The sequence below is a fragment of the Micromonospora sp. CPCC 205546 genome (genome assembly GCF_036902715.1).
Classification (GTDB): domain Bacteria; phylum Actinomycetota; class Actinomycetes; order Mycobacteriales; family Micromonosporaceae; genus Micromonospora.
Genome location: NZ_JBAKHL010000088.1, coordinates 1 through 22,782, shown reverse-complemented (window position 1 = coordinate 22,782; position 22,782 = coordinate 1). Strand labels below are relative to the sequence as shown.

The 22,782-nt window shown below is 73.1% G+C and carries 15 protein-coding genes and 1 pseudogene; 10 read left to right on the top strand and 6 right to left on the bottom strand.

All coding sequences use genetic code 11. The features are described 5' to 3' along the window. Positions 1–564: 564 nt before the first annotated feature. The 6 genes from V6U77_RS27010 to V6U77_RS26985 form a co-directional block, all read right to left on the bottom strand. Positions 565–1,431 carry a PmoA family protein gene (locus V6U77_RS27010; protein WP_334609551.1) on the bottom strand — a complete coding sequence of 289 codons (867 nt, stop codon included), beginning with the start codon at positions 1,429–1,431 and terminating at the stop codon, positions 565–567. Continuing rightward, a complete protein-coding gene (locus V6U77_RS27005) occupies positions 1,428–2,084 on the bottom strand; it encodes a hypothetical protein (protein WP_334609550.1) in 657 nt (218 codons plus the stop codon). Before V6U77_RS27005 ends, V6U77_RS27010 begins: the two co-directional genes overlap by 4 nt. Next, positions 2,081–2,842 (bottom strand): carbohydrate ABC transporter permease, encoded by a 762-nt coding sequence (locus tag V6U77_RS27000; protein WP_334609552.1) that lies wholly within the window; start codon positions 2,840–2,842, stop codon positions 2,081–2,083. The genes V6U77_RS27005 and V6U77_RS27000 overlap by 4 nt, the downstream gene beginning before the upstream one ends. Before the next feature lie 137 nt (positions 2,843–2,979). Then, positions 2,980–3,963: a carbohydrate ABC transporter permease gene (locus V6U77_RS26995; protein WP_334609549.1), complete on the bottom strand. Its 984-nt coding sequence runs from the start codon at positions 3,961–3,963 to the stop codon at positions 2,980–2,982. Between the two features lie 28 nt (positions 3,964–3,991). Further along, complete coding sequence (locus V6U77_RS26990) at positions 3,992–5,341, bottom strand: ABC transporter substrate-binding protein (RefSeq protein WP_334609548.1); 1,350 nt, start codon at positions 5,339–5,341, stop codon at positions 3,992–3,994. 19 nt (positions 5,342–5,360) lie between these two features. After that, complete coding sequence (locus V6U77_RS26985) at positions 5,361–6,488, bottom strand: LacI family DNA-binding transcriptional regulator (protein ID WP_334609547.1); 1,128 nt, start codon at positions 6,486–6,488, stop codon at positions 5,361–5,363. 237 nt (positions 6,489–6,725) lie between these two features. Here V6U77_RS26985 and V6U77_RS26980 point away from each other — a divergent pair, with 237 nt between their 5' ends. The 10 genes and pseudogenes from V6U77_RS26980 to V6U77_RS26935 all read left to right on the top strand — a co-directional run. Further along, the gene (locus V6U77_RS26980) at positions 6,726–8,054 is read left to right on the top strand and encodes a Gfo/Idh/MocA family protein (protein WP_334609546.1); all 1,329 of its coding nucleotides are present in this window, start codon (positions 6,726–6,728) and stop codon (positions 8,052–8,054) included. 31 nt (positions 8,055–8,085) lie between these two features. After that, the gene (gene uxaC / locus V6U77_RS26975; RefSeq protein ID WP_334609544.1) at positions 8,086–9,510 is read left to right on the top strand and encodes a glucuronate isomerase; all 1,425 of its coding nucleotides are present in this window, start codon (positions 8,086–8,088) and stop codon (positions 9,508–9,510) included. Further along, the gene (locus V6U77_RS26970) at positions 9,507–10,811 is read left to right on the top strand and encodes an enolase C-terminal domain-like protein (RefSeq protein ID WP_334609543.1); all 1,305 of its coding nucleotides are present in this window, start codon (positions 9,507–9,509) and stop codon (positions 10,809–10,811) included. Before uxaC ends, V6U77_RS26970 begins: the two co-directional genes overlap by 4 nt. Beyond that, positions 10,802–12,292 (top strand): mannitol dehydrogenase family protein, encoded by a 1,491-nt coding sequence (locus V6U77_RS26965; protein ID WP_334609542.1) that lies wholly within the window; start codon positions 10,802–10,804, stop codon positions 12,290–12,292. Before V6U77_RS26970 ends, V6U77_RS26965 begins: the two co-directional genes overlap by 10 nt. After that, positions 12,289–13,527, top strand: coding sequence for a Gfo/Idh/MocA family protein (locus tag V6U77_RS26960; RefSeq protein ID WP_334609541.1), 1,239 nt, complete (start codon positions 12,289–12,291; stop codon positions 13,525–13,527). The genes V6U77_RS26965 and V6U77_RS26960 overlap by 4 nt, the downstream gene beginning before the upstream one ends. A 171-nt stretch (positions 13,528–13,698) precedes the next feature. Then, positions 13,699–15,087, top strand: a pseudogene (locus V6U77_RS26955) (pectate lyase family protein); the annotation flags it as partial. Between the two features lie 115 nt (positions 15,088–15,202). Next, on the top strand, positions 15,203–16,825 hold the full coding sequence (locus V6U77_RS26950) for a pectate lyase family protein (protein ID WP_334609540.1): 1,623 nt from the start codon (positions 15,203–15,205) through the stop codon (positions 16,823–16,825). Positions 16,826–17,039: 214 nt separating this feature from the next. Continuing rightward, positions 17,040–19,484: a pectate lyase family protein gene (locus tag V6U77_RS26945; protein WP_334609539.1), complete on the top strand. Its 2,445-nt coding sequence runs from the start codon at positions 17,040–17,042 to the stop codon at positions 19,482–19,484. Between the two features lie 281 nt (positions 19,485–19,765). Then, on the top strand, positions 19,766–21,160 hold the full coding sequence (locus V6U77_RS26940) for a pectate lyase (RefSeq protein ID WP_334609538.1): 1,395 nt from the start codon (positions 19,766–19,768) through the stop codon (positions 21,158–21,160). A gap of 172 nt (positions 21,161–21,332) precedes the next feature. Continuing rightward, the coding region (locus tag V6U77_RS26935) for a hypothetical protein (protein WP_334609537.1) at positions 21,333–22,782 on the top strand (1,450 nt) is incomplete at its 3' end.

Here is a 22,782-nt window from a genome sequence, read left to right as displayed (position 1 = left end):
AAACCGAAGCCTGACCAGTCCGGGGTATAAATCATAATTGGCACTGGCTTATCAAGCACCCTGTTGAGTTCTCAAAGAACAACCACACACCGCCCGGAAACCCCACACCGTGGAGCCCCCGACCCGGGGCATCTCGTTCGCATCCCCGCCGCTTCCCGCGCCGGGCACTTTTACTACGTTACCCGGTGATTTCCGCCGCGTCAAACCGCTTCACAGCGATCCGCACCACTTCAATACATTTTCCGGGCATCCCGACAACGCCGGCTCTCGCCGCCGATTCTCGGGAAATTCGGCAGACCGGCCGCTCCGCGGTTTCCCGCGAGCCGCCCGGCTCCCTGCCGACCGTGAACCTTACCCGGTCGGTTCCGCCTCACCAAATCCGCCTCGCGGCAGATCCGGGGCCCCGCCCGGTCCGGGCACCGATGGTTGCGACACCCCCGGCTCCGAAGCTCAGTCCCGCGCCCGGCCTCTCGGAGCATCGCCCCGTTTCGTCCGTTCCGCGCTGGCAGAGAGAAAGTTACGCCCGCGCGGCAAGATCGTCAAATCCGGGGTGGGCGGCCCGCGTCACACCCCCTCGGCCAGCGCGGCGGCCGAGGCCCGGTCGAGCACGCCGTCGGCGACCACCACGCGGTGCCGCCCGGTGCGGCTGGCGCCCGCGGCGATCACCCTGGGCTTCTCGAAGGCGAACGCCGCGCAGACGCCCGGGTACATGGAGGTGCGGACGAACCACCGGTCGCCCTCCGCGAGCCCGGCCAGCACGAGCGTGTACCCGGCCCCGTCCGGCCCGGCGCCGCTGAAGGCCAACCACGGCGCGGTACTGCCGTTGACGGCCTCCTCCCCCTCGGCGGTGGCGGTGCGCACCCGGGCGGGCGTCGCGCTGACCGCCCGCCAGAAGAAGCCGCCGTAGCCGGCGCCGCCCGGGCGTCCGTTCGTCGCCGGGCTGCCGAGGGTGACGTCCCGGTCGGCCGGGGCGGTCAGTGTGTACGCGACGTCGAGGGCCCAGGCCCGCTCGTCGACCCGTCGCGCGGCCAGGTCCCGTCGCTCGGTGAGCAGCACCGCCCCGGCCCGGTCGCGCCATTCGAGCCCGTGCGCCAGCCGGTGCGGCTCGCTTGTCTCCCACCGGGTGTGCGCGATCCGGCCGTGGTCGTCGCGCCAGGTGTAGCCGGTGTCGCGGACGTAGGTGCGCCCACCCCAGAGGTTCGTGCCGTCGACGTCCTGCACGGCCAGGGACGCGCCGAGGTGCCAGACGTGGTCGGCGGGGAAGGCGTCGGTGACCACCGTCCCGCCGAGGGTCCGCACCGGGTGCAGGTACGGGCGGGGGCCGTGTGTGGGATCGATCGCCGGGTCGACGACGTACCGGGCCACCGGCACGCCGTCGACGGTGAGCTGACGGTCGGGCTCGGTCCCGGCGGCGCCGGCGTGCCCGGTCACGACTGACCCACCGGGCTGAGCACGGTCCGCCGGGCGACCGCGTGCAGGGCGGCGACCACGTACCCGGCGAGGATCGGCACCGCGACCGGCGTGACCATCACCGCGAGCAGCGCGGCGACGACACCGACGCCGCCGGCGGCGGCCCAGGTGCCCGGCCGGTTCCGGCAGGCGCCGGCCGCGGCCCGGGCCGCCTCGCGCCAGCCGCGCCCGCCGCGTCGGCCGACCTCCACCACCACCAGCGCGGCGTACCCGGCCAGGGCGGCGGCGACGCCGACGGTGACCAGGAGCAGCGGTGCCCCGCCGGGGACCCGGCCGCCGGCCAGCGCGGCGAGGTCCACGGCGAGCAGCCCGAGGGCGGCGACCGCCAGCACGCTCACCCCGACGCCGGGCAGCAGGGCCCGGCCGTACCGGGTCAGGTTCTCCCTGGCCGAGGGCCACGAGCCGAGGCTGTAGCGGTCGTGCACCGCCGCGCTCGCGGCGGCGACGGCGGCCGCCGCGGTGACCACCGGCAGCGCCGCCAGCGTCAGCGCGATGCCGAGCACGGCCAGGTCCGTGGCGTCGGTGAGCACGTCGCGCCAGTCGCGGCGGGCGGGTGCCGCGTCCAGGTCCCGTCCGGCGTCCCGGTCCTCTCCGCCGGTCCGGTGCGGCCTCATCCCTTGAGTCCGCTCGTGTTGATGCCCTCCACCAGCATCCGCTGGAAGGCCACGAAGAACAGGAACACCGGCAGCAGCGACAGCACCGACATCGCGAACATCGGGCCGACGGCGCTCTGGCTCGTCGAGTCGATGAAGAGCGTCAGCGCCACCGGAACGGTGTAGTCCTCGAGGTCGGAGAGGAAGACGAGCTGGCGGAAGAAGTCGTTCCAGGTCCAGATGAACGAGAAGATCGCCGTGGTGACCAGCGCCGGCCGGCTCAGCGGCAGGATCACGTGCCGGAAGATGCCGAAGGCGTTCGCCCCGTCGATCTTGGCGGCCTCGTCGAGTTCGCGCGGGATGCCCCGCATGAACTGCACCATGAGGAAGACGAAGAACGCCTCGGTGGCCAGGAACTGCGGGATCAGCAGCGGCAGGTACGGCCACTCGCCGCCGACCAGCCCCAGGCTGCGGAACAGGATGTACTGCGGCACGATCAGCACGTGCCCGGGCAGCAGCAGCGTCCCGATCATGACGGCGAACCAGACGCCGCGCAGCCGGAACCGCAGCCGCGCGAAGGCGTACGCGGCGAGCAGGCAGGAGATGCCGTTGCCGATCACGGTCAGCAGGCTGACCATCGCGCTGTTGAGGAAGAAGCGGCCGAAGCTGAAGTCGAAGTTCGTCCACCCGTCGGCGTAGTTGCCGGGGGTGAACTCGTTCGGCAGCAGGCCGATGTTGTTGACGATCTCCTCCTGGCTCTTCAGGGACGTACCGATCATCCAGAAGAGCGGGTAGAGCACGACCGCGACGATCGCGATCAGGATGAGCAGGCGCACGGCCTGCCCGCCGCCGCTGGCCCGGCGCGGACCGCGCGGGCCGCTCGTCGCCGGGGCTGCCGTCGGGGTTGCCGTCGCCGTCACCGGTCCTCCCCGTCCGAGTAGTGCACCCAGAACCGCCCGGTGCTGAAGAAGATCGCGGTGATGATCGCGATGGCGAGCAGGAAGACCCAGGCCATCGCGGAGGCGTAGCCCATCTCCAGGTTGGTGAAGCCGGTGATGTAGAGGTTCAGCGTGTACATCAGGGTGGAGTCGACCGGGCCGCCGGTGCCGTTGCTGAGCACGAACGCGGCGGTGAAGCCCTGGAAGCCGTTGATGGTCTCCAGCACCAGGTTGAAGAAGATCACCGGCGAGAGCATCGGCAGGGTGACGGCGACGAACTGCCGCCACTTGCCGGCGCCGTCGACGGAGGCGGCCTCGTAGAGCTCGGTGGGCACCTGCTTGAGGCCGGCCAGGAAGATGACCATGGGCGCGCCGAACTGCCAGATGGCGAGCACCATCAGGGTCTCCAGGGCCCAGTCGGGGTCGTTGACCCACGGTTTACCCTCGATGCCGAAGAAGCCCAGCAGCGAGTTGAACGCGCCCTCGCGGTTGAACATGTTGACCCAGACGATGGCGAGCGCGACGCTCCCGCCGAGCAGCGACGGCAGGTAGAACAGGCCGCGGAACAGCCCGACGCCGCGCCAGGCGCGGTTGAGCAGCAGGGCCACCCCGAGCGCGGCCGCCAGCTTCAGCGGCACGGCGATCAGGGCGAAGGTGAGCGTCACCCGCACCGAGTGCCAGTACGACGGGTCGGCGGTGAACATCCGCTCGTAGTTGGCGAGCCCGACCCATTCCACCTCCGAGAAGGGGGTGAGGATGTCGTAGTTGGTGAAGCTCAGGTAGAGCGACAGGAGCATGGGTATCGCCGTGACGGCCAGCAGGCCGAGCAGCCAGGGCGACAGGAAGACGTAGCCGGCCAGACCGTCCCCGTGCCGGGCCCGCCCGGCCCCACGCCTGTCGGCGGGGGTCGGGACGGATCCGGTACGTCGTCGGGTCGGGCCGGGCGCCGTGGTCAGAGCCACGAGCCGGTTCCTCTCGGTAGCGTCAGGGTCAGGCGATGGCGGACTTGCAGGCGGCGATGAACTGCTCCGCCGCCTGGGCGGAGCTGATCCGGCCGTACTGGGCGTTCTCGGCGGCCTTGATCAGCTCGGAGCGGACCTTGCTGTGCCCCTTGAGCGGGACCTGGGGCGCCTCGCCGAACTTCTCGGCCAGGTCGGACTCGACCTGGATCGACTGCTTCATCGCCGGGTCGGTGACGTCGTCGCTGACCACGCGGCGCAGGTCCAGGTTCGACGGCAGGCCCCGGTCGGTGCCGAGGATCTTGACCGCCTCGGGGTCGTTGGCCAGGAAGTTGATCACGTCGACCGCGACGTCCTTGCGCTTGCTGCCCTTGAAGACCGACCAGTACATGGAGGCGCGGGCCCACTGGGCGCTCGGGTCGCCGGGGTAGGCGATGACGCCCAGCTCGTCCTTGGTGTTCTTCTTCAGCTCCGGCATCTGGTTGACCCAGACCCAGCTGGTGCCGGCCTTGCCGGTGACCACGAGCTGCTTGGTGATGTCGGTGGCGTTGCCCTCGTGGATGACGTCGGGGGTCGGGGTGGCGCCCCGGTCCCGGGCCCCCTTCCACAGGTCGAACCACTTCGTCACGTCCTCGGCGGTGAAGCCGAGCTCCTTGCCCTTGTAGAGGTCCTTGCCCTGCTGGCGCAGCCACACCCAGAACGCCTTGTAGTCGGCGCTCGGGTCCTGGGTGCCGGGCACCTTGGTCTTCTTCGCCACCTGCTCGGCCCAGGCGATGTGCTCCTCCCAGGTCATCCCGGTGGTCGGCTCGGGCAGGCCGTTCTTGGTCAGCAGCGTCTTGTTGTAGACCAGGCCCTGGGTGTTCTCCCCCGCGGCCACGCCGGCGAGCTTGCCGTCGACCACGCCGTACTGCCAGAGGCTCTTGGGGAACTTCGACACGTCGAGGTCGCCGGAGTCCTTGTAGGACGTCAGGTCGAGGGTGGTGCTGCGGGAGGCGTACTCGGCCAGGTAGTTGTCGTCGATCTGGAACAGGTCCGGCGGGTTGCCGCCGGCGGTGAGGGTCGCCAGCTTGTCGAAGTAGCCCTGGTTGGCCTGCCAGGTCTTCTCGAAGGTGACGTTCGGGTGCTTCTTCGTGTAGAGGGCGAGGGCCTCCTCGGTCAGCTTGGCCCGGGCCTCACCGCCCCACCAGTAGACCGAGAGCTTGACCGGGGCGTTCGGGTCGGTGCTGGCCTCCTCGTCGCCGCCGCATCCGGCGGCACCGAGGACCAGGGGCAGGGCGACGACCGCGGCGATCAGGCCGCGGATCAGCCGCCGTCGGGGGACGGGGGTACGGTGAACGGGCACGGCCTGCGTGCCAGTGGTGGGGGGCGTTGCGGGGTGCATGTGCGCTCACTCCTTGGCGTTAGGAGGCGACGACGCCACCGGTGGCCGCGGTCGGGCGACCCGGGCCCGCAAGGCGATGCGGGCCCGGGACGACCAATTCGGCGTCGGGGCGGTTCCGACCGTCAGCCGGCGCGGCGGCGGTCGAGTCGCGGATGACCAGTTCGGTCTGGAGCATTACCTGTGCGGTGGTACGACGGTCGTCGCTCGTGACACCCCGACCGCCGCGTGAGCCGCGGCCGGCGACGGTGTCGTGTTGCAGGAGCATGTCGACGGCCGTCCGGCCGGCGGCCGCGTTGGGCGTGGCCACCGTCGTCAACTTGGGCCGGGTGAGCCGGCTGAGGGCGATGTCGTCGATGCCGACGACGCTCACGTCCTGCGGGACGCGCAACCCGAGGGTGTCGAGCCCTTCGATCAGGCCGATCGCCATCAGGTCGTTGTAGGCGAGGACCGCCGTGGCCTCGCTGCGGCGGACCTGCTCGGCGAGGGCCGCGCCGCCGGTCTCGGTGGGTTGGTTGGGCCCGAGCACGGTGAACTCGGCGCCGCCGGCCCGTGCCGCGACGCCGGCCGCCCGGCGGATCTCCCGGCTGGTCCACGAACCGCGCGGCCCGCTGAGCAGCGCGATGCGCCGGTGGCCGAGGCCGAGCAGGTGCTCGATGGCGCAGCGGGCGCCCTGCCCGACGTCCATGGTGACGCAGGGCAGGCCGGCGACCTGCCGGTTGATGACCACCAGCGGCACTTCGCGGCTGAGCTGCTCGATCATGCTGTTGCTCATCCGGGGGCTGCACAGCAGCACCCCGTCCACCTGCTTGGCGAGAGCGTGCACCAGCTCCTCCTCGGCGATCGGGTCCTCGTTGGTGTCGGCCACGAAGACGTGGTAGTCGCGTTGGCGGGCCTGGCTCTCCGCCGCCTTGATCAGCGGCGGGAAGAACGGGTTGGCGATGTCCGCGATGATCAGCCCGATGTTGTGCGTACGGCCGGTGATCAGGGCGCGGGCGGCGCGGTTGGGCCGGTAGCCGAGCTCCTCGGCGCAGGCCAGCACCCGGCCCCGGGTCTCGGGGTTGACCAGGTGCGGGGCCGAGAACGTGCGGGAGACCGTGGAGATGTGCACGCCGGAGGCCCGGGCGACGTCTCGGATGGTGGCTGGCACGGTGGGCCCTTCGTCCAGTGTGGCTGGGGTCACGTCAGGTGTCGCCAATTAATGCAAACGGTTGTGCCGGTGTCAACGGCCGATGGTTACAGATGCGTTTCGGCGACGCTCCCACCATGTGCTCAAATCCGGATCAAATCGGATCTATGCCGCCGGTTTGGCATCGATCGTTGACGCCGCCAGGCGGCTCGTGGTTATTTCGCTGCAAACCTTTGCAGCAACACAGGAGGCGGTCGCATGTCGTCCAGCACCGGTCAGCGGGTCCGCCACGCCCTCGTGGGCACCGGATCACGCGCCGAGATGTTCGTCCGGGCGCTGGTGCGCGACCACGCCGACACCGCCGAACTCGTCGCGTTCGCCGACGTCAACCAGGCCCGCATGGACGCCCACAACCGGTGGCTCGGCGAGCTGGGGCACCCGGCGGTGCCGACGTACCGCGCCGACGACCTGGCCACCATGCTCGGCAAGGAGCGCATCGACGTGCTGGTGGTGACGAGCGTGGACGACACCCACGCCGCGCACATCGACACGGCCCTGCGGGCCGGCTGCGACGTCATCACCGAGAAGCCGATGACCACCGACGCCGCCGGCTGCCGGCGGATCCTCGACGCCGTCGCCGACACCGGTCGGCAGGTGCGGGTGGCGTTCAACTACCGCTACAACCCCCTGCACGAGAAGCTGCGCGAACTGCTCGCCGACGGCGCCGTCGGCGAGGTGGGCTCGGTGCACTTCGAGTGGCTGCTCGACGTGCGGCACGGCGCCGACTACTTCCGCCGCTGGCACCGCGACAAGGCGCACTCCGGCGGGCTGATGGTGCACAAGGCCGGGCACCACTTCGACCTGGTCAACTGGTGGCTCGACGCCACCCCCGTCGAGGTGTACGCCGCCGGCCGGCTGTTCTTCTACGGCGAGGCCGGCCGCCGGCACGGCTACGCGCGCGACTACGAGCGGGCGCACGGCTCCCCCGCCGCCGCCGACGACCCGTTCGCGCTGCGCCTCGACGCGCACCCGAAGCTGCGCGAGCTCTACCTCGACGCCGAGGCCGAGGACGGCTACCAGCGCGACCGCAACGTCTTCGCCCCGGGCGTCGACATCGAGGACGACATGGCGGTGCTGGCCCGCTACTCCAGCGGCGCGACGATGACCTACCACCTGACCGCGTACGCCCCCTACGAGGGCTACCGGGTGATGGTCAACGGCAGCCGGGGCCGCCTGGAGCTGGAGGTCGTGGAGAGCGACCACGTCAGCCCGGCGTCCGCCGGGGCGCTCAAGGGCGCGGCGCTGCACGGCGACGAGGCCGCCGTCGAGGCCGGCTCCGCCACGCTGACCCTGCGGCCGTTCTGGGCGCCGCCGCAGGTCGTACCCGTGACCGGGCACACCCGCTCCGGGCACGGCGGCGCCGACGCCCGGATGGCCCGGGTGCTGATCGGCGGCGAGCCGGACCCGATGGGGCGGGCGGCGACCGCCCGCGACGGCGCCCTCGCCCTGCTCACCGGGCTGGCCGCGAACCGGTCCTTCACCACCGGCGCCCCGGTCCGGGTCGCCGACCTGCTCGACCTCCCCTGAGCCGCGTAACACCTCCCGAGGAGCGCCATCCGTGCCCACGACCGACCTGCTCTTCCCCGCCGACCCCGCGCAGCGCGCGGTGGCCCGTCGGCTGTACGCGCTGGCCGCACCCCAGCCGATCATCTCCCCGCACGGGCACGTCGACCCGGCGATCCTGGCCGAGGACCGCCCGTTCCCCGACCCGGCGCGGCTGCTCATCGTGCCCGACCACTACCTCACCCGGATGCTGCTCAGCCAGGGCGTCCCCCCGGCCGAGCTGGGCGTGCCCACCGTCGACGGCAGCCCCACGGAGCCCGACGGGCGCACCATCTGGCGACGCTTCGCCGCGCACTGGCACCTGTTCCGGGGCACCCCCTCCCGGCTCTGGCTGGAGCAGACCTTCACCGACGTGTTCGGGGTGCGCACCCCGCTCTCCCCGGCCACCGCCGACGCCGTCTACGACGAGCTCGCGGCCCGCCTCGCCGAGCCGGAGTTCCGGCCCCGGGCGCTGTTCGAGCGCTTCGGCATCGAGGTGCTCGCCACCACCGAGTCGCCCCTGGACGACCTCGGGCAGCACGCCAAGCTCGCCGCGGACGGCTGGGGCGGGCCGGGCGGCCGGGTGATCACCACCTTCCGGCCGGACAACGTGGCCGACATGGAGTTCGACGGCTGGGCCGGCAACGTCGCGCGGCTCGGGGAGATCACCGGCGAGGACACCGGCACGTACGCCGGCTACCTGGCGGCGCTGCGCCGACGGCGCGAGGCCTTCATCGCGGCCGGCGCCACCAGCACCGACCACGGCCACCCCACCGCGCGCACCCTGGCGCTGGACGCCGAGGAGGCGGCCCGCCTCTACGACCGGGGTCTGCGGGGGCTCGCCGACGCGGCCGACGCGGAGACCTTCCGGGCGCACATGCTGCTGGAGTTCGCCCGGATGTCGCTGGACGACGGGCTCGTCATGCAGCTGCACCCCGGCGCGGTGCGCAACCACAACCGCTGGCTGTACGCGCGCCACGGCCGCGACGTCGGCGGCGACCTGCCGCAGGCCACCGAGTACCTGCACGCGCTGACGCCGCTGCTGGACACGTACGGCAACGACCCGCGGCTGCGGGTGGTGCTCTACACCCTCGACGAGTACACCTTCAGCCGGGAACTCGCCCCGCTGGCGGGCGGGTACGCCGCGCTGTACCTCGGCGCACCGTGGTGGTTCCTGGACTCGCCGGAGGTGCTGCGCCGCTTCCGCGAGTCGGTCACCGAGTCCGCGGGCTTCTACAACACCGCCGGGTTCGTCGACGACACCCGCGCGTTCTGCTCCATCCCGGTACGCCACGACGTGGCCCGCCGGGTCGACGCCGCCTACCTGGCGCGGCTGGTCACCGAGCACCGCCTCGGCGAGGACGAGGCCGCCGAGACCATCGTCGACCTGGCGTACCGGCTGCCGAAGAAGGTCTTCAAGATCGGAGAGAACCTCCTGTGACTGTCACCGTCACCGCCGTCGACGTGCACGACGTGCGGTTCCCGACCGCCGCCGCCGGCGACGGCTCGGACGCGATCAACCGGGGCGACTACTCGGCCAGCTACGTCGAGCTGCGCACCGACGCCGGCGTCACCGGGGCCGGGTTCACCTTCACCAACGGCCGGGGCAACGAGCTGACCTGCGCGGCGATCCGCGCCCTCGCCCACCACGTGACCGGCCGCACCGTCGAGGACATCTTCGCCGATCCGGTGGCGTTCTGGCGCTCGCTCAGCGCCGACGTGCAGCTGCGCTGGCTGGGCCCGGAGAAGGGGGTCATCCACATGGCCACCGGCGCGCTGGTCAACGCGGTGTGGGACCTGCGGGCCAAGCTGGCCGGCAAGCCGATGTGGCAGCTGCTCGCCGAGCTGCCCACCGAGGAGCTGGTGGCCAGCGTCGACTTCCACCACATCACCGACGCCATCACCCCGGACGAGGCGGCGGCCATCCTCGACAAGGGGCTCATCGGGCTGGACGAGCGCCGCGCCGGGCTGGAGCGCGACGGGTTCCCGTCGTACACCACCTCGGTGGGGTGGCTGGGCTACCCGGACGACAAGGTCCGGGCGCTGACCCGGCAGGCGTACGCGCAGGGGTGGCGGGCGATGAAGATGAAGGTCGGCGGTCCGCCCGCCGACGACCTGCGCCGGGCGCGGATCATCCGGGAGGAGATCGGGCCGGACGCGCTGCTGATGATGGACGCCAACCAGGTGTGGGACGTCGACGAGGCGATCACCAACATGACGGCGCTGGCCGAGGTGGCCCCGTACTGGATCGAGGAGCCGACGCACGCCGACGACATCCTCGGGCACGCCCGGATCGCGCGGGCGGTGACCGGGCTGACCGACGGCCGGTGCCGGGTCGCCACCGGCGAGGTGGCCGCCAACCGGGTCATCTTCAAGCAGCTGCTGCAGGCCGAGGCGATCGGCGTGATGCAGATCGACGCCTGCCGGGTCGGCGGCGTCAACGAGGTCCTCGCCGAGATCCTGATGGCGGCGAAGTTCGGGGTGCCGATCTGCCCGCACGCCGGCGGCGTGGGCCTGTGCGAGTACGTCCAGCACCTGGCGGTCTTCGACTACCTGCGGGTCGGCACCAGCCTCGACGGCCGGATGGTGGAGTACGTCGACCACCTGCACGAGCACTTCGTCGACCCGGTGCGCACCCGCGAGGGGCGTTACCTGCTGCCGACGGCCCCCGGCTACAGCTCCACGATGAGGCCGGAGTCGATCGCCGAGTTCCGCTTCCCGGACGGACCGGTGTGGCGGTGAGCGTCGGCGCCGCCCGGCTCGGTCTCGCGACGCTGCGCCGGGTGCCCACGGACAGCCGCCCGCTGCTGCGCCCGGGCACCGTGCCGGCGGGGATCGTCCACCTCGGGCTGGGCGCCTTCCACCGCGCCCACCAGGCGGTGTACACCGAGGAGGCGATGGCGCACGCCGGGGGCGACTGGGGCATCGTCGGCGTGGCACCACGCAACCCCGACGTGGTGACGACGCTGGCCGCGCAGGACAACCTGTTCAGCGTCACCACCAGCAGCGGCGAGGGGTGCCACACCCGGGTGGTCGGCGCGCTGGCCGGCACGCGGCACGCCGCCGGCGACCCCGCCGCCGTGGTGGCGCTGCTGGCCGACCCGGCGATCCGGGTGGTCACCCTCACCGTGACGGAGAAGGCGTACCAGCTCGACCCGGTGACCGGGCGGCTGCGGCCGGACCCGGAGGTCGCCGCCGACCTGCGCACCGACCGGGCGCCGGTCACCGTGCCGGGCCTGCTGCTGCGCGGGCTGCTCGCCCGGGCCGCCGCGCAGGGCCCGCCGCTGGCCCTGGTCAGCTGCGACAACCTGCCCGCGAACGGCCGCCGGCTGCGCGGCCTGGTCGAGCAGTCGGTGGCGTACGCGGGGGTGCCGGAGCCGCTGGCCGACTGGGTGCGGGAGTGCGTCAGCTTCCCCGGCACCATGGTCGACCGGATCGTGCCGGCCAGCACGGCGCGGACGTTCGCCGACGCCGAGCGGGCGCTGGGCGTGGCCGACCTGGCGGCGGTGGTCGCCGAGCCGTACCGGCAGTGGGTCGTCGAGGACGACTTCCCGGGCGGCCGGCCGGCCTGGGAGCGGGCCGGCGCGGTGCTCACCACGGACGCGGGGCCCTGGGAGCGGCTGAAGCTGCGCGCCCTCAACGGGGTGCACTCGGCCGCGGCCTATCTGGGCGCGTTGGCCGGCCGGGAGACCATCGCCGACGCGCTGACCCTGCCGCACCTGACGACGGTGCTGCGTCGCCTGGTCGCCGAGGACGTGGCGGCGAGCTTCGACCCGCCGGAGGGGGTCTCGGTCGTCGCGTACGGCGAGAAGGTGCTGACGCGCTTCGCCAACCCGGCGATCCGCCACCGCACGTTGCAGGTGGCCATGGACGGCTCGCAGAAGCTGCCCCAGCGGGTCCTGCACACGATCACCGACCTGCGGGCCGCGGGCCGTCCGGCGCACTGGGCCACGCTGGTGGTGGCCGCGTGGCTGCGGTTCGCCCAGGGTCACACCGACGACGGCGGTCTCCTGCCGCTGGCCGACCCGCTCGCCGAGGAGATCCGCGCGGCGCTCGCCGCCGCCCCACGTACCCCCGCCGGGGCGGTCGACGCGGTGTTCGGGCTGCGCGAGATCTTCCCCGCCGAGGTGGCCGCCGACGAGGACGTACGCGCCGAGGTGGCCGGGTGGCTGGCCGCCCTAGAGCGGCACGGGGTGGCCGCGACGCTGGCGGGTGCCCGGTGACCGCCGCCGCGGGGGCGCCGCCGGGACGGGCCGGCACCGTGCCGAGGGTCGCGGTCGTGGGGGCCAACGGGCACGGGCGCTGGCACCGGCGGGTCGTCGCGCCGCTGCACGCCGCCGGGCGGCTGCGGCTGGTCGCCCTGGTCGACGTACGCCCGGTCGAGGACGACCCGGCGGCGCCGGTGCCCGACGGCACGGCGGTGCACGCCGACCACCGGGAGATGCTGCGTGTCGCCCGGCCGGACGTGGTGGTGGTCTGCACCCCGCCGCACACCCACCTGCCGATCGCCCTGGATGCGCTCGCCGCGGGCGCCGACCTGCTGCTGGAGAAGCCTCCGGTGCTGTCCACCGCCGAGCACCGGGAGCTGGCCGACGCCCTCGCCGCGACGGGCCGGGCCTGCCAGGTGGGCTTCCAGGCGCTCGGCTCGGCGGCGCTGACGGAGTTGACCGACGCGGTGCGGGCCGGGCGGCTCGGCACCGTCACCGGCATCGCGACGGTCGCGGCCTGGCAGCGCTCCGACGCCTACTACGCGCGGGCGCCGTGGGCCGGGCGGCGGACGCTGCACGGCCGGCCGGTGCTGGACGGTGCCCTGGCCAACCCGCTGGCGCACGCGGTCATGCAGTGCCTGGCGGTCGCCGAGGCCGCCGGGGACGGGCCGGTGCGACCGACCCGGATCGAGGTGGAGCGCTACCGGGTGCGGCCGATCGAGGTGGACGACACCGCGACCCTGCGGGTGCTGTCCCGTTCGGGACCGCCGATCGTCGCGGCGGTGACCCTGGCCGGGGAGGACTTCGTCGCCGGCGAGGTGATCGTGACCGGCACCGCCGGCCGGGCCGTCCTGGAGTATCCGACCGACCGGCTGCTGCTGCCCGGCGACGCCGGCCCGCGCGAGGTGCCGGGCCGGCGCGGGCTGCTGGAGAACCTCCTCGAGCACCGCGCCGACCCGGCGGTGCCGCTGATCGCGCCGCTGGCGCGGACCGCGCCGTTCACCGCGGTGCTGGAGGCGGTCACGACCGCGCCCGAACCGGCGCCGCTGGGCGGCGACCTCGTCACCGCCACGGGCGACGGCCCGCACCGGGTGCTGACCGTGCGCGGGATCAACCGACTGCTGCGCCGGGCGGCCGACGAGGGGGCGCTGTTGTCGGAGTTGGCGGTGCCGTGGGCGGTCGGACCGCACCGTACGGACCTGACCGGGCAGGAGGAACCGCAACTCACTGCAACTGAACCGCCCGCCTGACGCGGGTCCATATCGGATATAGCGCCGTCAACCCGACCGAGGGCGGTCGGGACGATACCGGCCGATCGGATCAATTGCAACACTTCTGCACACGCTAGTCATTGACTCGCATAAATCGCGAAACCTACCGTTGCCCCAGGTCGAACAGGCGACGAAGAGGTGGTCCGATAGATGTGGAAGCAGACAGTGGGCGCGGCGACGATCGCCGTCACGCTGGCGGCGACGTCCGCGAGCGCGGCGGCGGGCCCGGCACCTGACGGCGGGACCGCGCCGGCCCCGGGCGGCGCGAGCGCCGCGACCGGCGGGCTCTCCTGGGCCGCCCGGCTCCTGGGCCGGCAGGCGTTGCCGGCCGGGGACGGCTGGGCGGCCGAGGGGACCGGCACCACCGGCGGCGCTGCGGCGGCGGCGGAGCAGGTGCACGTGGTCTCCAGCCGGGCCGAGCTGGTCGCGGCCCTCGGCGGCGACAACGCCACCAACCGGGGCAACGCCACCCCGAAGGTCATCTACGTCCGGGGCGTGGTCGACGGCTTCGAGGGGCCCGACGGCAGCGCGCTCGACTGCGCCGACCTCGCCGACCCGGAGTACTCGCTGCCGGCGTACCTCGCGGCGTACGACCCGGCGGTCTGGGGACGGGTGGCGCCGAGCGGGCCACTGGAGGCGGCGCGGGTGCGCTCGGTGACGAACCAGACCCGGCAGACCCAGATCAACGTCGGCCCGAACACCACCATCGTCGGCCTGCGCGACGCGCGGCTGACCGGCCTGACGCTGATGCTCGACGGGGCGCACAACACGATCGTGCGGAACCTGACCTTCGACGACGCCCGGGACTGCTTCCCCGCCTGGTCCCCCACCGACGGCGCCGCCGGCAACTGGAACTCCCAGTACGACCAGATCTCGGTGCGCCGCAGCGAGCACGTCTGGATCGACCACAACACCTTCACCGACGGCGACAACCCGGACAGCGGCCAGCCGGTGCACCTCGGCCGGCCGTACCAGGTGCACGACGGGTCGGTGGACGTCACGCACACCGCGAGCCTGGTGACCGTCTCGTACAACCGGTTCGTGGGGCGGGACAAGGTCATGCTGATCGGCTCGTCCAACACCGTCGGCCCGGACGTCGGGCGGCTGAAGGTGAGCCTGCACCACAACCTCTTCGACGGGGTGCTCCAGCGGCTGCCCCGGGTGCGCTTCGGCCAGGTCGACGTGTGGAACAACCACTACCGGCTGGCCGGCGACGGGTTCGAGTACGCGATCGGCGTCGGGGTGCAGTCCGCCGTCGTCGCCGAGAACAACTTCTTCAGCCTCGGCGCCGGCGTCGGCGTCGACGACCTGCTCCACGACTGGGGCGGCACCGCCGTCACCACCCGGGGCAACTGGGTCCGCGCCGCCGGCGAGCGCCCCCGACCGGTCGACCTGGTGGCCGCGTACAACGCGTCGCACGATCCGGACCTGGCCCCGGACGCGGGCTGGACGCCGACCCTTCGACGCGGCCCCGTGCTGCCGGCACCCGCGGTGCCGGTGGTCGTGGGGGCGCTGGCCGGGGCAGCCGGCCCGCCTCTGGAGCCCTCCCGCCGCGCGCCCCGGGGCGGCGGCCACCGCACGGCCGGTGGCCCGCCGCGTCCGGCGCTCAGCGCGGCGGCCCACCGGTGCCCACCCCACCACCAGGAGGTCCACCATGAACCGGACACCCCGTCCCCGGACGCGCACACCGAGACTGCTCGGCGCGGCGCTCACCGCCGGCGCCCTGGCCGTCGGCACGGTGCTCGCGACCACCTCGTCGGCGCACGCCGACACCCTGTTCAGCGACACGTTCTCCGACGGCGCGGCCGACGGGTGGTCCCGCTCCGGCGGGAGCTGGTCGGTCGTGACCGACGGCTCGTACGCCTACCGGCAGTCCGGCACCAGCAGCGACGCCCGCGCCCTGGCCGGCGCGGCCACCTGGACCGACTACGGGGTGCAGGCCCGGATCCGGCCGACCGGCTTCGCCGGGGCGAACCGGCACGCCGGGGTGATCGCCCGGGCGCAGAGCAGCAGCAGCTACTACGCGCTGGTGGCGACCGCGAGCGGCGGGGTGCAGCTGATCCGCCGCTCCGGCGGCGACCCGGTGTCGCTGGCCTCCGCCCCCGCCGGGATCACCGTCGGCAGCTGGGCGACGCTGCGGCTGGAGGCGGTCGGCAGCTCGTTGCGCGGCTACGTCGACGGCACGCTGCGGGTGCAGGCCACCGACGGGGCGTTCGCCGCCGGGCGGGTCGGCCTGGCCACCTCGTACGCCAGCGCCACCTTCGACGACGTCGCTGTGGACACGGCCACCGGGGCGCCGCCCACCGGCACGCCGACCGGCGGGCCCTCCCTGCCGCCGACCGGGCCGCCGATCGACCCGGGCGCCCCGCCGGTCGGGTTCGCCTCGGTCCACGCGCTGGGCCAGAACGGCACCACCGGCGGGGCGGGCGGCCCGACCGTCACCGTGGACACGGCCGCGGAACTCCTCGCCGCGATCGGCACGGCCGGCCCGCTGAACGTGCGGGTGGACGGGATGATCGCGCTGCCCGGCCCGATGCACGACGTCACCTCGGACAAGACGATCGTCGGCGTCGGCGCCAACTCCGGCATCACCGGCGGCGGGCTGAACATCGGCCTGCCCGTCAGCGACGCGACCAGCCCGCCGGCGAACGCCGTGCACAACGTCATCGTGCGGAACCTGAACTTCCGCAACACCGTCGACGACGCGATCAACGTGCAGATGTTCTCGCACCACGTCTGGATCGACCACAACGACCTGGCGTACGGCTACGACGGGCTGATCGACATCAAGCGCGGCTCCAGCTACGTCACCGTGTCCTGGAACCACACCCACCACCACACGAAGAACATGCTGCTCGGCCACGACGACCGCAACGCCGCCCAGGACGTCGGCAACCTGAAGGTCACCTACCACCACAACTGGTTCGACCGCACGCCCCAGCGCAACCCCCGGGTCCGCTACGGCGACCCCGTGCACGTGTTCAACAACTACTTCGTCTACAACACCGACGTCGGGGTGGCCTGCCAGCTCGACTCCGGCTGCGTGGTGGAGGGCAACTACTTCGAGGACGTCGAGGTGCCCTGGTCGATCAGCTACGCCGGGGACCGGGGCCGGATGATCGCCCGCGACAACGTGCTCGCCGGCACCAGCGAGCCCGGCGACGCGGGCGGCAGCGTCCAGGAGCCGCGCACGTTCTACCCGTACACCCTGACCGAGCCGGCCACCGTGAAGTCCGTCGTCACGGCCGGTGCCGGCACCGGCAGGCTCCCCTACTGACCACGCCCGCGCGGGTCGCCGGACCCGGTCGGCGCCGGGTACCGGCCCGGCGGCCCGCGGCGCACCACACCCTTAGAGATCGATGTTTGTCGATCATTTTGATCACCACCAGGGAGGTCCCGTGCACCACTCCGACACTCGTCGGCGGAGGCATCGCCGAGGGTTCCTCACCGCGATCGGGGCCGCGCTCCTCGCGGTCGCACTGACCGTCGGCATGGCCGCCACGGCCCACGCCGACACGCTCTTCTCCGACGACTTCTCCGACGGCAACTCGTCCGGCTGGACGGCGTCCGGCGGAAGCTGGTCGGTGACCGGCGACAGCGCGCGGGCGTTGCGCCAGAGCGGCACCAGCAGCGACGCCCGTTCGCTGGCCGGCACGTCGAGCTGGACGGACTACTCGGTCCAGGCCACCGTCCGGCCGACCGCGTTCAACGGGTCGAACCGGTTCGTCGCGCTGCTCGCCCGGGTGCAGAGCAGCACCAGCTACTACTACCTGGCGCTGCGCAGCAACAACACCGTCGAGCTCAAGCGGCTGAGCGGCGGCTCCGCCACCACGCTGGACACCGCCTCCGTGCCGGTCGCCACCGGCACGATCTACACGCTGCGGCTGGACGTCGCCGGCGGCTCGCTCAAGGGCTACGTCGACGGCACGCTGCGCACCGAGGCGACCGACACCGCGTACGCCAGCGGCCGGATCGGCGTGGCGACCTTCTACGCCAGCGCCGACTTCGACAACGTGCGGGTCGACTCGGGCGGCGGCGGGCCCACGCCGACGCCGACCAACCCGACGCCCTCGCCGACCGGCGACCCGGGCAACCCCGGACCCAACGTGGCCGACGGCTGGGCCTCGGTCGACGCGTGGGGCCAGAACGGCACCACCGGCGGCGCCGGCGGCCCGACCGTCACGGTCACCACCGCCAGCCAGTTCATCACCGAGGCGGCCTCCAGCGGCCCGAAGGTCATCCAGGTCAACGGGATGATCGCGCTGCCCGGCCCGATGCACGAGGTCACCTCGGACAAGACGATCGTCGGCGTCGGCGCCAACTCCGGGTTCACCGGCGGCGGCCTCAACATCGGCCTGCCGATCGACAACGCGGTCACCGCGCCGCCGGCCAACGCCGTGCACAACGTGATCATCCGGAACCTCAACTTCCGGAACTGGGCGGACGACGCGATCAACGTGCAGATGTTCACCCACCACGTCTGGATCGACCACAACACCTGGACCACCGGGGCGGACGGCGGCGTCGACATCAAGCGCGGCTCGTCGTACGTGACGGTCTCCTACAACCACGCCGACGGCACCGACAAGAACATGCTGCTCGGCCACGACGACGGCAACGCCGCCCAGGACACCGGCCGGCTCAAGGTCACCTACCACCACAACTTCTTCGACAACACCAACCAGCGCAACCCGCGCGTGCGCTTCGGCGACCAGGTGCACGTCTACAACAACCACTACCTGAACACCGGCAACTACGGCGTCGCGTCGACCGAGAACGCCGGCGTCATCGTCGAGGGCAACCACTTCGAGAACGTCGACGACCCGTACCACCTGGCGGAGGGCTCCTCCGGCGACGGTCGGCTGGTGGCGCGCAACAACTGCCTGGTCAACTCCGGCGCCGGGCAGACCGGCGGCAGCGTGGCCAACCCGCCGTACGCGTACACCGTGGGCACGGCCTGCGACATGAAGGCCCTGGTCACCGCGCAGGCCGGCGTCGGGCGGGTCGGGCTGCCCGGCGGCCCGACCCCACCGCCGGCCACCACCCCGCCGCCCAGCACGCCGACCCCGACGCCGACCACGCCGCCGGCCGGTGACCTGGTCGGCTGGGCGACCCAGAACGGCGGCACCACCGGCGGGGCCGGCGGGCAGACCGTCACCGTCTCCGACGGCCAGGCGCTCGCCGACGCTCTGGAGTCCTCGTCGCCGCTGGTCATCCGGGTCACCGGGTCGCTGACCATGCCCGACAAGATGAACGACGTCCGCAGCAACAAGACCGTGCTCGGCGTGGGCGCCGCGACGCTGGACAACGGGCTGAACATCAGCGGCGCGAGCAACGTCATCGTCCGCAACCTCACCTTCCGAGGCTGGGACGACGACGCGATCAACGTGCAGGGCTCGCGCAACGTCTGGATCGACCACAACACGTTCGACGGCGGCTACGACGGCGCGGTCGACGTCAAGCGGGCCTCCGACTTCGTGACCGTCTCGTGGAACCGGGTCACCAACCACACCAAGAGCATGCTGCTCGGTCACGACGACGGGCACACGGCCGACATCGGCCACCTGCGGGTCACCTACCACCACAACTGGTTCGACGGGAGCAGGGAGCGCCACCCGCGCGTCCGGTTCGGTGACCCGGTGCACGTGTTCAACAACTACTACTACGGCGCGGACTACGGCGTGGCGTCCACGATGGGCGCCGGGGTGCTGGTCGAGGGCAACCACTTCGAGAACGTCACCCGCCCGACCGCCGTCGGCTACGCCGACTCGGGCCCGGGCGACCTGGTCCAGCGCAACAACATCTTCACCAACTCCGGTGCGCCGGAGAGCGCCGGGGACGTCGCGGCCATCCCCTACCCGTACCGGCTCGACGACCCCAGCGGCGTCAAGGCGGCCGTGACCGCCGGGGCCGGCGCCGGCCGGATCAACCCCTGAGACGACCCCGGGGGCGCGCGCACGCCAGGGGCCGCGCGGGGCTGCAACAGACCTGCACGTGCCAAGGCATTGACCGTCCTCTTCGCAGAAACATAATCTGAGGCCCACGCGGGGAAGCGCTTTCCAGGTATCTGACCTCCCCGTCGAGCCTCGCCGGATCCGGGCGTCCGACGCGCGGACCGGCGGGTACCGGTCCCGGTCGCACCACGTACCGTCCCGGCCCTCGCATCGGGCCACGGACCGCGGACCGCCACACCAACCCCTGCAAGGAGAAGAACATCGTGCACCTCAGACGCACCCATCGACGGGCCGTGGCGGCGGCCTTCACCGCCGGGGCGACCGCCGTCGTGCTGGCCGCCGGCCTGGGCTCCTCGGCCTCCGCCGCCACCGTCTTCGCGGACGACTTCAACGACGGCGACGCCGGCGGCTGGTCCAAGTCCGGCGGCACCTGGTCGGTGGCCGGCGACGGCTCCGGCGTGTTCCGGCAGTCCAACGCGGACAGCGAGCTGGCCCGGCAGTTCGCCGGCCAGACGAGCTGGACCGACTACCAGGTCCAGGCGCGGGTCAAGCCGCTGTCGTTCGGCTCGTCGAGCGGCCTGGTGGCCCTGGCCGCCCGATCGGCCAGCAGCACCAAGATGTACCGGCTGGCCCTGCTCGGCTCGGGCCGGGCAGAGTTGCAGGCGGTCAACGGCAGCCAGATCACCTCGCTCGGGTCGGCGTCCGTGGGGGCCGCCACCGGCAACTGGTACACGCTGCGCATCGAGACCGCCGGCAGCACCGTCCGGGGCTTCGTCGACGGCACACAGGTCGGCTCCGGCACCGGCGGCCTGGCCTCCGCCGGCCGGATCGGGCTGGTCACCTCGTACGCCGCCGCCAGCTTCGACGACGTCGCGGTCGACACCTCCGGCGGGTCCACCCCGACCACGCCGCCGCCGACCACCGCGCCGCCGACCACGCCCCCACCCACCACGCCGCCGCCCAGCACGCCGCCGACGACGAACCCGCCGGCGAACTGGCCCACGCCGACGGCCAACGTGAAGGTCGACGCCACCACCGACGTCCCGGTCAGCCTCGACGGCGGGCTCAAGCGGTACTACGGCATCGGCGACGGCGGGCAGGGCGAGAGCCAGGACCCGATGTTCGTGCTCGCCCCCGGCGCCACCCTCCGCAACGTGATCATCGGCGCCCCGGCCGGCGACGGCGTGCACTGCGAGGGCAACTGCACGCTGGTCAACGTCTGGTGGGAGGACGTCGGCGAGGACGCCGCGACCTTCCGGGGCGGCAGCACGTACACCGTGGACGGTGGCGGCGCCCGCTCCGCCAGCGACAAGGTGTTCCAGCACAACGGCTCGGGCACCGTGTACATCCGCAACTTCCGGGTGGAGAGCTCCGGCAAGCTCTACCGGGCCTGCGGCAACTGCTCCACGTCGTACCAGCGGCACGTGGTGATGGACAACGTGACCGCGACGTCGACGAAGATGCTGGCCGGCATCAACACGAACTGGGGCGACACCGCCCGGTTCAGCCGGATCACCATCCTCAACGACCCGAACCGCACGACCCGCGTCTGCGTGAAGTACAAGGGCGTGCCGAAGGGCAGCGAGCCGAGCGAGATCGGCGAGGGCGCCGACGGCACCAACTGCCTCTACTCGGCGTCGGACATCACCTGGCGATAGTCCCCACCAGGGCGACGGCGGCCCCGCGGACCACCGGTCCCGCGGGGCCGTCGCATGGGGTCACCCTTTTCGCGAGGGCGTGCGACCGCGACGGTAGCGTGGCGCCACGGCACGGCCCGTGGGGCGGATCTTTCCGCCGGCGCGGCGCCCGCGATCGTACGGAGGAGGATGCATGTCCCACGGCGACGACCCGTTCGCGGCACGCGAGGACGCGGCCGCGCGGCCGAGCTTCGACCTCGCGCTGCGCGGCTACGACAAGCGGCAGGTGGACCGCTACGTCGAGCAGGTCGACGGCGAACGGTCGGCGCTGGCCGCCGAGCGGGACCGGGCCTCGACCCAGCTGCGCGAGCTGACCGTCGAGGTGCACCGGCTGCGGGCCGAGGTGACCGAACTGCGGGACCGGCCGGCACAGCTCGACCGGGCGTCCTTCCGCGACCTCGGCCCGATGGTCGACGAGATCCTGGCCCTGGCCGAGAAGCAGGCCGGGGCCATCACCGACGCCGCCGGGCAGCGGGCCGCCGAACTCGAGTCCGAGGCAGAGCGGGTGCTCACCGAGGCCCGCGAGCAGGCCGCCACGACGCTGCGGGAGTTGACCGAACAGGCGGCGGCGCGACGCGACGAGCACGACCGGGAACACGAGGAGCGCCGCGCCCACGCCCAGGCCGAGCTGACCAGGATCCGGGAGGCGGCGGAGCGGCTGCGGGCTGCCGGCGAGGCCGCCCACGACCACGCGTTGCAGGAGGCGAAGCGGATCGACGAGCAGACCGCCCAGCAGGTCGAGCAGGCCCGCGCCGAGTCCGAGGCGTTCCTGGCCTCGGCCCGCACCCAGATCCAGCAGGAGGTGCAGGCCGCGCGCGCGAAGACCCAGCAGGAGCTGGGCCAGTGGCAGGCCGGCGTGGAGCGGGAGATCAACGAGCGGCGGGCCGCCGCCGAGCAGGAGATCGCCGAGCAGCTCGCCTCCGCAGAGCGGGAGCTCGGCGCCCAGCGTACGGCGGCCGAGCAGGAGATCGCGACGCTGATCGCGGAGGCCCAGCAGTACGCGGCCAAGGTGCGCCAGCACGTGGACGAGCAGGCCGCGACCCACCAGCAGCAGCTCGCCGCGGCACAGCAGGGCCTGCGGGACCGGCGGGAGACGCTGGCCCGGATGCAGTCCGAGCTGGACGCCGCCCAGCAGCAGCTCGCCGCGGCCCGGCAGGAGAGCGGCACCGTCGAGCGCGAGTTCGCCGAGGTGCAGCAGCGCCTCGTCGAGACCCGGCAGGAGCTGACCGACGAGCTGCGCCGCCTCGACGAGGCGCGTCGGGCCGCGGAGACCGCCGAGCAACACGCCAAGGAGGTCCGCGCCCGGGTCAAGCGGGAGGCGAAGCGGGTGGCCGACCTGGCCGCGGCGGCGGTCATGGCGGCCGCCACGGGCGGCGCGGAGACCGCCGAGTACCCGCAGGTCGCGGCCCGGCCGAGGCCGGACCGGCCGACGCCGGTGGCGGTGGAACGCGCCGCCGACGCGGCCCGGGACGGCAGCGACGACGCGGCGGCACCCGCTCCCGGCGACGACGGGCGGGCCCCGACCGAGGCGCCGGCGCCGCAGCCGGCGGCCAGCCGGCCGTCCCCGCGCCGGTTCGGGCGGC